General features: G+C 34.6%; 6 protein-coding genes, 1 pseudogene and 1 riboswitch. Of the genes and pseudogenes, 4 read left to right on the plus strand and 3 right to left on the minus strand.

Annotated features, from left to right (window positions below; all coding sequences use genetic code 11):
- The coding region (locus KI369_RS16230) for an Nramp family divalent metal transporter (RefSeq protein ID WP_212956635.1) at window positions 1-1,290 on the minus strand (1,290 nt) is incomplete at its 3' end.
- A gap of 478 nt (window positions 1,291-1,768) precedes the next feature.
- Between KI369_RS16230 and trhO the strand changes: the two genes are divergently transcribed.
- A complete protein-coding gene (trhO, locus tag KI369_RS16235) occupies window positions 1,769-2,728 on the plus strand; it encodes an oxygen-dependent tRNA uridine(34) hydroxylase TrhO (protein ID WP_212956636.1) in 960 nt (319 codons plus the stop codon).
- A 158-nt stretch (window positions 2,729-2,886) separates the two neighbouring features.
- Here the strand turns inward: trhO and KI369_RS16240 are convergent, their stop codons facing one another.
- Window positions 2,887-4,362, minus strand: a complete 1,476-nt coding sequence (locus tag KI369_RS16240; RefSeq protein ID WP_212956637.1) for a hypothetical protein — start codon at window positions 4,360-4,362, stop codon at window positions 2,887-2,889.
- Window positions 4,363-5,261: 899 nt separating this feature from the next.
- Between KI369_RS16240 and KI369_RS16245 the strand changes: the two genes are divergently transcribed.
- Window positions 5,262-6,392: an RNA-guided endonuclease InsQ/TnpB family protein gene (locus KI369_RS16245; RefSeq protein ID WP_212956638.1), complete on the plus strand. Its 1,131-nt coding sequence runs from the start codon at window positions 5,262-5,264 to the stop codon at window positions 6,390-6,392.
- Between the two features lie 141 nt (window positions 6,393-6,533).
- Window positions 6,534-7,412: pseudogene (locus KI369_RS16250) on the plus strand (ketopantoate reductase family protein); the annotation flags it as partial.
- A 55-nt stretch (window positions 7,413-7,467) separates the two neighbouring features.
- On the opposite strand, the gene KI369_RS29675 reads toward KI369_RS16250, so the two are convergent.
- Window positions 7,468-7,596 (minus strand): hypothetical protein, encoded by a 129-nt coding sequence (locus KI369_RS29675; RefSeq protein WP_259652776.1) that lies wholly within the window; start codon window positions 7,594-7,596, stop codon window positions 7,468-7,470.
- 139 nt (window positions 7,597-7,735) lie between these two features.
- Window positions 7,736-7,882: riboswitch (cyclic di-AMP (ydaO/yuaA leader) on the plus strand.
- Between the two features lie 144 nt (window positions 7,883-8,026).
- Between KI369_RS29675 and KI369_RS16255 the strand changes: the two genes are divergently transcribed.
- Window positions 8,027-9,853, plus strand: a complete 1,827-nt coding sequence (locus KI369_RS16255) for a potassium transporter KimA (RefSeq protein WP_212956639.1) — start codon at window positions 8,027-8,029, stop codon at window positions 9,851-9,853.
- Window positions 9,854-10,191 lie beyond the last annotated feature (338 nt).

The following is a 10,191-nucleotide window of genomic DNA, read 5'->3' on the forward strand; positions in this document are numbered from 1 at the left end:
TACAAATGTTTGATACAGTAAGAAAATATTTAAAATGATAACAAGTGCAGCAATGATCCAAGCGATAAAGGTTGTTATGCGGTGGTTAACGAGCGCACCCATAATTTTTTTACTACTTGTAAACATAATAAGTGGTACTAATGCAAAGGCAATACCGAATGATAAGACGACTTGGCTCATGACTAGAGCGTAAGTTGGATTTACCCCTAAAGCGATAATAACTAATGGTGGAATCATTGTAATAAAGCGGCGTAAGTATAACGGAATATGCATTCGAATGAAACCTTGCATAATTATATCACCTGACATTGTACCGACAGAAGAGCTAGATAGTCCTGCTGATAAGAGCCCAATTCCAAATAAAGCAGCTGATACAGGACCGACTAAAGTACTGAACTGGTTGAAAGCAACATCAAGGTCTTCGACATGCAAGCCATTTTTAAAGAATAGTGCAGCTGCTACTATTAACATACTTGCGTTGATTGCTCCAGCGATAACCATTGCAATAATAATATCAATAAACTCGAAGCGGAAAATCTTTTTCTTTTGTTCATCATTTGTTCCGACTACGCGGCGCTGCGTTAAGGCGGAATGTAAATAGATTGCGTGTGGCATAACTGTCGCACCTAAAATTCCTGCTGCAAGTAATATACTGTCTACACCTTGGAATTTTGGAATGAAGAGCCCTGAAAGTAGAGGACTTAATTCCGGTTTTGCATAAAAGACTTGTACACCAAAAGCGATAACAACGATGAAAATCATTCCTGTTATGATAGCTTCTAATGGACGAAATCCTCTGCGTTGAAACTCAAGAATAATAAATGACCCGACTGCTGTAATTAAAGCGGCAGGTAGCATCGGAATTCCAAATAATAAATACAATCCGAGTGCTGCCCCGATAAATTCAGCTAAATCAGTAGCCATAATAACGAGTTCACCTTGTATCCATAAGCCGATGGATACAGGTTTTGGAAAGTTCTCTCGAGCTATTTCAGGAAGGTTTCTGCCTGTCGCGATTCCTAATTTAGCTGATAAAGTTTGGATTAATACAGCCATTAAATTAGAAGCGAGAATTACCCAGAGTAATAAATATCCATATTGTGATCCAGCGGCAATATTTGTCGCGAAATTGCCAGGATCAATATAAGCGACTGAAGCGATGAAAGCAGGACCTAAAAAGGGTAATAGTCTTTTTAAACCTTTCGTTTGTCCGCTTAATGCTAAATGCGCTGATTGAACTGTTGTACTTTGAGAAGGGACTTGTTCATCTTTTGATATATCTTTATTCATAGTCGTTTTCCCCTTTGAAATGTTAACTTGATGAAATTATTGTAAGTATTCTTATTGTTTATTTCAATACATTTAAATGTATTGGTGATATTTTTATTTGAACATAAATGTTTCCTTAGTGCAAATTATATGCCTTTATGCAATGAATGGTGTGACGATGCGAAAAGTTTTTGGAAGTTTATGGTTTCTAGATAAGGGGGAAGATAATAAATTAAAGGGCTATTTTTGAAATTTATGTGAACATAAAGCCGATAATATAGCATATTAATTGATGGAATTGCATTTGTATGATATATAATATATTGGGATTACAACATAACCATATTGTTTTGGTGTGTAATCTTGTTTTTTATTTTTGTTAACTGATAGAAAAAAGTATAAAGAAAAGAAAATGGGATTCATTTTCTTATTATATATGTTTTGATATGAACGTTAACTTATACATGATTTTAAAAATTAGATAGGTGGTAGAAATACATTGGCAACTACAAAACCATATAGAGTATTACTATATTACATGTACACAACAATTGAAAACCCAGAAGAATTTGCGGCAGAGCATTTAGCATTTTGTAATTCACTTGAATTAAAAGGTAGAATTCTTGTAGCAAAAGAAGGTATTAACGGAACTTGTTCTGGTACTGTAGAACAAACAGAGAAATACATGGAAGCGATGAATAACGATCCACGTTTTGACGGTATCGTATTTAAAATAGATGAAGAAGAGGGGCATGCATTCAAGAAAATGCACGTACGTCCTCGTCCAGAGTTAGTTACACTTCGTCTAGAAGATGACATTAATCCAAAAGAGATTACTGGTAAGTATTTAGAGCCAAAAGATTTTTATGAGGCAATGAAACAAGAAGACACAGTTATTATTGATGCACGAAATGATTATGAATTTGATCTAGGTCACTTTAAAGGCGCGATCAAACCTGATATTGAATCATTCCGTGAATTACCAGATTGGATTAGAGAAAACAAAGAAACGCTTGAAGGTAAAAAGATTTTAACATACTGTACTGGCGGAATTCGTTGTGAGAAGTTCTCTGGTTGGTTAGTCCGTGAAGGTTACGAAGATGTAAGCCAGCTTCACGGCGGTATTGTAACGTACGGTAAAGACCCAGAAGTACAAGGTGAGCTTTGGGATGGACAATGTTACGTATTCGATGAGCGTATCGCTGTACCAGTAAACCAAAAAGAACATGTTATCGTTGGTAAAGACCACTTCTCAGGTGAACCTTGTGAGCGTTATGTAAACTGTTCAAATCCAGAATGTAATAAGAAAATTTTATGTTCTGAAGAAAATGAAGCGAAATATTTACGTGCATGTTCTCATGAATGTCGTGTAAGCCCACGTAACCGCTACGTAATACAACACGAATTAACTGAAGAGCAAGTAGCTGCCGCATTAGAGAAAATCGAAGCAGGGAAGTAAGCTAGATTATTGTAATAAAAAAGTACTCCAAATTTTAGTTTGGAGTACTTTTTATGATGTGTTTTTTGTCGGTAAGTCGATAGATCTTAAAAATCGCAGATAAAAATTTCATATACTGAAACGTGTACTACGTATTTGTAATTTGAAAATAACCTTCTTTACTTCTCATCATCTTTCTCTTTCACAGCAGAAAGTACAGTTTGTTTTACCCATGCTTTTCTTCGTTTATGTTGTAGACTCCATTGGTATAAACTTTGCGCACCTAAAATAAGTGAAATGACGATGCCACTAATTGCTATTAAAAGTGCGAAAAATTCAAGTGGCGATGATATTTTGTTTGAATCGGTGTTTCTTAACAGATCAATCATAGTAAACCCTAACATTTGGCCAACTACAGAGTAGAGCGTTAAAATTAATAATAAAAGGCTATCTTTTTTAGAGGCGACGTTTTCTTGGTATTTAAACAAACTATCAAGATTTTGTTTTGCATTTGAGTATAGTATTTCGATGTTAAAAAGCTTTCTTAAGCGAAAGAAAATATCTTCACTTTGTGACTGGGATACTAGCTCTAAAGAAAAGTAATTCGCCGTAAACGAATTGATTGAATAAATTAATTTCTCTATTTCATTTGTATCTTGTTCAATGTTTAATTCAGCATAAGCGTTTGCCATTTTTAATAAAACAATTTTATGAAATAGATTTAATAATAAAGCGTAATAAAACTCCCCATACATTTGACTCGCAAGTTTAGTAAATTCGCGTTCTCCTTCATTTGTTACACATGTGAATATATGTTCTTCCATAATAAAGTAGCGATTTGGAGCCCATCTTTGATAAGAATGTTTTATTAAATAATCTTGAATATAAGGAACATTATTTGCACTAATATAGGGCTTACCATCGTCAGTTAATCCGGAAAGACTAGAAGCTCGGTATACATCAACTACATGAAGTTCCGATTCTTTGTTTATAGATAATAAAGTTTGGACGTACATTCTTTGGTCTTCAAAGAAAGGAAAAGTTTGAAAGTAAGAGCTTCTTAATCTCTTCTTCTCAAAGAAATCTGTTATTCCATGAAATAAATAACCAAAAATGAATCTTTCCACCTGGGAATACTTTTTTCCATTACATTTAATACAAATAGTCTCGTTTGTATCATTTTTAGTTTCAAGTACACGGAAACGGGCGGCGAATTCAATTGCTTCCGATAATGTCATGTTTGGAGCGGTTTCTACTTCTGTCCGAATTGTTAAGAAGCCAAGCTCATAAGGACAAAGTGTTACGTCAATAGAATGAATCTTGAATGGAACGGAAATAAGATTTGTTGTTAAATGTCCAGTTAAGTTAAGGTCTTTAGAATAGCGCTGCAATCCTTTTTGATGCTCTGAATGAGGAAAGAGTATTTTATTTGTAAATGAAAGATAATATGCTTCCATATTTTGATGTGAAACTTGAAACTTTCCGTAGTATGTATTTTCATTTTCAAGATGATCGAGTCGAAAAGGGTGAAAATCATTTTTCTGTAAGAAAGGGAACATATTTTGTTCATATCCAGTTTTAAAAGAAAATGGAAATATGAATTGAAATATGGCTGTTGTTACATCTTTCTCCTCGATTGTTCGTATTGCCTCCATTTACATTGTTTCCTTTCCATATATGCTATAAAAACAACATGCCCAAATTTATTTGAAAATAACCACTGTTTTATACTCAGTTAAGAATGAAAATTCAACTTATTTAGTAGGGGACATGTATAATGTTATGTATACTAAAAATTATAAAATTGTATTTTGAAAAGGGGGATGTTGTATGCGTATTTTAGTATTAGGAGCTGGTGGCGTTGGAGGCTTTTTTGGGGGACGCCTTGCTGAAAAGGGTAATTAACTGTTACGATTTATTTAACCAATTATAACGAAAGTTAATTAAATGAAAGTTAATTAAATATATCAGTAAGCCCTGCTAGTCAAGTGATTGGCTAGTAGTGAGGGTTAACTGCGGGCAATCCCTAAAGCTGATTGAACTACAACGTGGCTAGAAATAGCGAGCGTGAATGTCGCGAAAGCAGAAAAAATCAATCAGATGGTGCAAGGTTAAATCCTAACCACTAGAACAATGGGTCTTCCGCCTCGAATCATCTAAGTCAAAAGTGATAAGATGAACGTTCAACGACTATCTCGTATAACTGACGAGAGTACACCACAAGCCTATGGTAGTGGAAAAATCCTCTATCTCTAAAGAGATAAACATATAGTCTGCGCTCATGTGAAAACATGAGAAGTTCATAAGAGAACTGGCTAAGGAGTTGCGCCCTTAGTTGAACGAGATACATTTAATTAAATCTATCAAACCTCATTGAACATACCGAACGTACGTGCTATGATAGGTTCAATGAGGTAAGAATAATAATTAAATTTTTACGAGTTAGTCAAGTATCAGAATTAACAGGTTTGCATACGAGTAGTCTCAGGAGAATGCTGGTGGAACACGCTACGATTCAGAAGAACAAATCTTTCATTAAAGGAGTTACATTCTGATGATATTGGCGAAGAAAGTTAGACTGATTCCAACGCCTGAACAAGAACAAGTGCTTAGAAACTACGCCGGTGCTGCAAGATTTGCTTATAACTATTGTAAAAGAATGAGTGATAGATACTATAAGCTATTTGGAAAATCTGTTTCACAGTTAGCTTTACAGAAACGATTTACAAAGATCAAGAAGCGAAAGAGATATGAGTGGTTAAAAGACATTAATGCACAAGTCCCCAAACAGGCTTCAAAAGATTTTGATATGGCGAGAAAACATTCGTTCAAAAAGTACAAAAATGGTTATCACACTTCTTATAAATCCAAAAAAGATGTAATCCAAGGATTTTATGCCAATTATGAAAGACTGATTATAGGAAAGAAAGTCGTTCATATTCAGTCTATTGGAGAAGTGAAAACAAGCCAACAACTACCAAGAAATAAAAAACCATCCAATCCAAGAGTTACTTTTGATGGTCGTCACTGGTGGATGAGTGTAGGATTCCAAGAAGACTTTGAATCACAAGAACTAACGAATGAGTCGATTGGTGTGGATGTTGGTTTAAAAGAACTTTTTGTAGCTTCTAATGGTATGAAAGAACGAAATATAAACAAAGATGCTAAGGTTAAAAAACTTTTGAAAAGGAAAAAGTCAGCGCAAAGAGATATGTCTAGGAGATTTAAAAAAGGTGTGAAAATTCAGTCTGCCGGATATGAAAAAGCGAAAGCTGAGCACCTGCGGTTATCTAGGAAAATTATGAATATCCGAAATAACCATATCCATCAAGCAACAGCTAAATTGGTGAAAACCAAACCAATGAGGATTGTTGTGGAAGACTTATCTATCTCAAACCTGTTAAAAAACAAAAAACTATCGAAAGCATTTACCTTTCAAAAATTACACTTCCTCTTTCAATGTTTATCATACAAGTGCGAGAAGTATGGCATTGCGTATGTAAAAGCTGATAAATGGTTCGCTTCAAGCAAGATTTGCTCATGTTGCGGAGTAAAATACGACCATTCAGTTCAACCAGAAGGACAGTGGAGCTTAAAAATACGTGAGTGGCGTTGTGCTTCATGCAATAGCCATCATGATAGGGATGTAAATGCTTCGATAAATTTATCAAGATGGGTACAATAAATGCTTGATAATAGGAGGTAACGATACTGCCTCGTGTGGAGTGTTATACCCCTCGTCCCTTCGGGGTTGCGAGAACACGATGAAGCACTAACTCGTGTAAATATGATTGAATTGTATAGATTTAGTTAAGTTTATCGTATCGGAGAAGATGTTACGTTTCTCGTTCGTAGTAGACGGAAACAACAAATAGAGGATAAAGGTTTAGTTATCCGAAGTATTAATGGAGATTTTTCCTTTCAACCAAATTTAATAACGAAAGAAGATCAAACTGCTCCATTTGATGTGATTCTATTTTCAACAAAAGCGTATCACTTAAACGAGGCAGTTCAAGATTTGAAACCGTTTGTTGGCGAAAGTACTGTAATCATTCCGTTGCTAAATGGTATCGCTCATTTATCACTATTACAAAAGGAACTCGGTGAGGATAAAGTAATTGGCGGTTTATGCTTTATCGAGACGACGTTAAACGATCAAGGAGAAATTGTACAAACTAGCGCTGCCAACAGACTTGTATTTGGCGAAAATAAGTCTCAAAATTCAGAGAGAATACAGCATATTTCTAAAGCATTTGCAGGTACGAAATCTAGTTTTGTATTAAGTGAAAATATTACGCAAGATATGTGGCATAAATATTTATTCATTACTGTAATGTCGGGTGTGACGACATTGATGCGTGCACCGATAGGGCCGATTCGTGAAAGCGAAGGTGGTCGTGATTTTATCCAAAACTTATTTGAAGAATGTGTGCAAATTATGAAATATATAGGGGCACCAGTTAAGGAAGACATTGCTCAGGAACATATGAAAACAATTGATAAAATTTCGTATGATATGAAGTCATCGATGCAGCGGGATATGGAAAAAGGTTCGTCTATTGAAGGGAAGCACTTACAAGGATACTTACTAGATGCAGCAAAACAATTTTCTATAGAAGCACCATTATTGGGGGCAGTATATCAAAATTTGAAAGTGTATGAAGAAATGACTTTTAACAGATCAGCAATACAATTGGATGTATGAAAAAATAAAAAAGAAAGCAATATATAAGTGTATTGCTTTCTTTTTTTATGACAAATTATTTATTTCTTTTCGTTCTATCTGTCAAATTTATTTCCTGTTCACGTTTACCGTATAATTGATTAATTTCATTTGCTAATGCATCTAAATAGGAATCGGAAAAAATAGGCTTCTTTTCTTTAGGCATATGGATCTCCTTTATCGATTTTTTAGTATTCATTATGTATATTTACCAGCGGATTATGCGCAATCATTTTAATTTTTTCTTTTTCAAAATTTTTGTTTACATTTTGAAAATAAAGGAGTAATATAATCCACAGTTTCAATTTTCTAAATCGCTGAAACCGCATGGTGCGGGGGACCCGTTCTTATGGATTAGTTCTTAATCCAATGGGGTGAATCCTTGAAAAAGGTAGGGCTACTCATAGGCCCGAATCCGACAGCTAACCTCGTAAGCGTTATATTGAGAAGGAAGGTGGAGCTTGTGCGACAAAAAATATAATGTCTACAAGTCTATTTCGTTATGGCTTGTAGACATTTTTTGTTTTCTGAAGAAATCGTTTATCCGCTGTAACTAGCAGAAAAGTTCGTACAAAATTATTGGAGAGTGGACAGCAGTGGTTTCATCAATCAAAAAGTTTTTAATTGGAAGGCCGTTAAAATCAACTGAGTTAGGAGAGCAAAAGCTTAATAAAACGAAGGCGCTAGCCATTTTATCTTCTGACGCATTGTCATCGGTTGCATATGGACCAGAGCAAATATTAATTGCTTTAGCTGGCCTAGGAGCAATAGCTTATTGGTATTCTATTCCGATTGCTATTGGGGTATTAGTATTATTGACAGCTCTTATTTTATCTTATCGACAAATTATTTTTGCTTATCCGCATGGCGGAGGGGCGTATGTTGTATCAAAAGAAAACTTAGGGATGAATCCAGGATTAATAGCTGGAGGTTCTTTATTAGTCGATTATATTTTAACTGTTGCAGTAAGTGTATCAGCAGGTACAGATGCGCTTACATCGGCTTTTCCTAGTTTACATGCACATAATGTAATCATTGCGATTATATTTGTTATATTGATTACTATTTTAAATTTAAGAGGGGTAACGGAATCGGCTTCCGTTTTAGCATATCCTGTTTATTTATTCGTTTTAGCATTATTTATATTAATTGGAGTAGGGATATACAATATTTTAACTGGTCACGTGTCACCGACCTTACACACGCCAATTGGAACACCAGTTGCAGGAATTAGTTTGTTCTTACTGTTACGAGCATTTGCTTCAGGAAGCTCTGCTTTAACAGGTGTTGAGGCGATCTCTAACGCAATTCCAAACTTTAAAGACCCTGCACCAAACAATGCGGCGAAAACATTGCTTGCAATGGGTGCATTACTTGCCGTTTTATTTTCAGGAATTGTCTTTTTAGCTTATTATTACGGAATTAATCCAAGTAAGGAAGTAACGGTTGTTTCACAAATTGCTGAACAAACTTTTGGACGTAATTTCATGTACTATTTCATACAAGGTACAACTGCTTTAATATTAATTCTGGCTGCTAATACCGGGTATTCTGCATTTCCACTATTAGCAGTCAACCTCGCAAAAGATAAATTTATACCGAGAATGTTTATGATTAGAGGAGACCGCCTAGGATACTCAAACGGAATTATTATACTTGGAATCGCATCGATTATTTTAATTGTAGCTTTCCAAGGACAAACGGAACATTTAATTCCGTTATACGCAGTAGGTGTATTTATTCCGTTTACCCTTTCTCAAACGGGTATGGTATTAAAATGGCTTCGTGAAAAACCTGAAGGATGGGCTTTGAGATTAACGGTCAATTTAATAGGAGCAGTCATTAGTTTTATCGTAATGAGTATGTTCTTTTTAACTAAATTCGCACAAGTTTGGTCAATCCTTATTTTCTTACCTGTCATTATCTTCTTGTTCCACCGAATTAAGAAGCATTATGATGCAGTAGGCGATCAATTAAGTTTAAAAACTTGTGAGAGAATTGTTCCAATAGAAGGAAATGTAATCGTCGTTCCTGTAGCTGGTATGACACATGTAGTAGAGAATTCATTAAATTATGCGAAGTCTCTTTCTGCAGATCAAGTTATCGCTGTATATGTTGCATTTGACAGAGAAGAGGAAAAGAAATTTGAAGAGAAATGGAAGAAGTGGCAACCTGAAGTAAGACTTGTTACGTTACATTCTCATTATAGAAGTATTCTTCAACCGCTAACAAAGTTTATTGATACAGTGCAATATAAAGCGAGTGAATCAAATTATCGAGTTACTGTAGTTATACCACAGTTCATTCCGAAAAAAGGTTGGCATAACATTCTTCATAATCAATCTAGTTTACTCATTCGTGCGTATTTACTCTATAAGCGAAATGTTGTTATTACGACAGTTCCATATCATTTGAAAAAGTAAGAAGATTTTTAGGGATAGCTTCAAGAAATTGAAGCTATCCCTTTTATGTATATGCTATGCATAATTGCATACGAGTTAAAAAGATATATTGATATAATTTTTGCGTCTATGAGTAAGTAGAGGTTTTTCTTGTGATATATGGATATTTCAATTGAAAAAGTGAAGCGGATTATATTTTGAAATAAAGACATGAAAGCTTGAAAATAAAGGGAATGAAAATACTTCTTTACGTTATATAAATAGCTGTGTTTAAATGACCTTACAGTACAAAACTTACATGAAAACAAACCGAAATTTCATATTTACGTACGTTATTTAGTTTAAAATGAATAATATTT

The sequence above is a fragment of the Bacillus sanguinis genome, from assembly GCF_018332475.1.
Taxonomy (GTDB): Bacteria; Bacillota; Bacilli; order Bacillales; family Bacillaceae_G; genus Bacillus_A; species Bacillus_A sanguinis.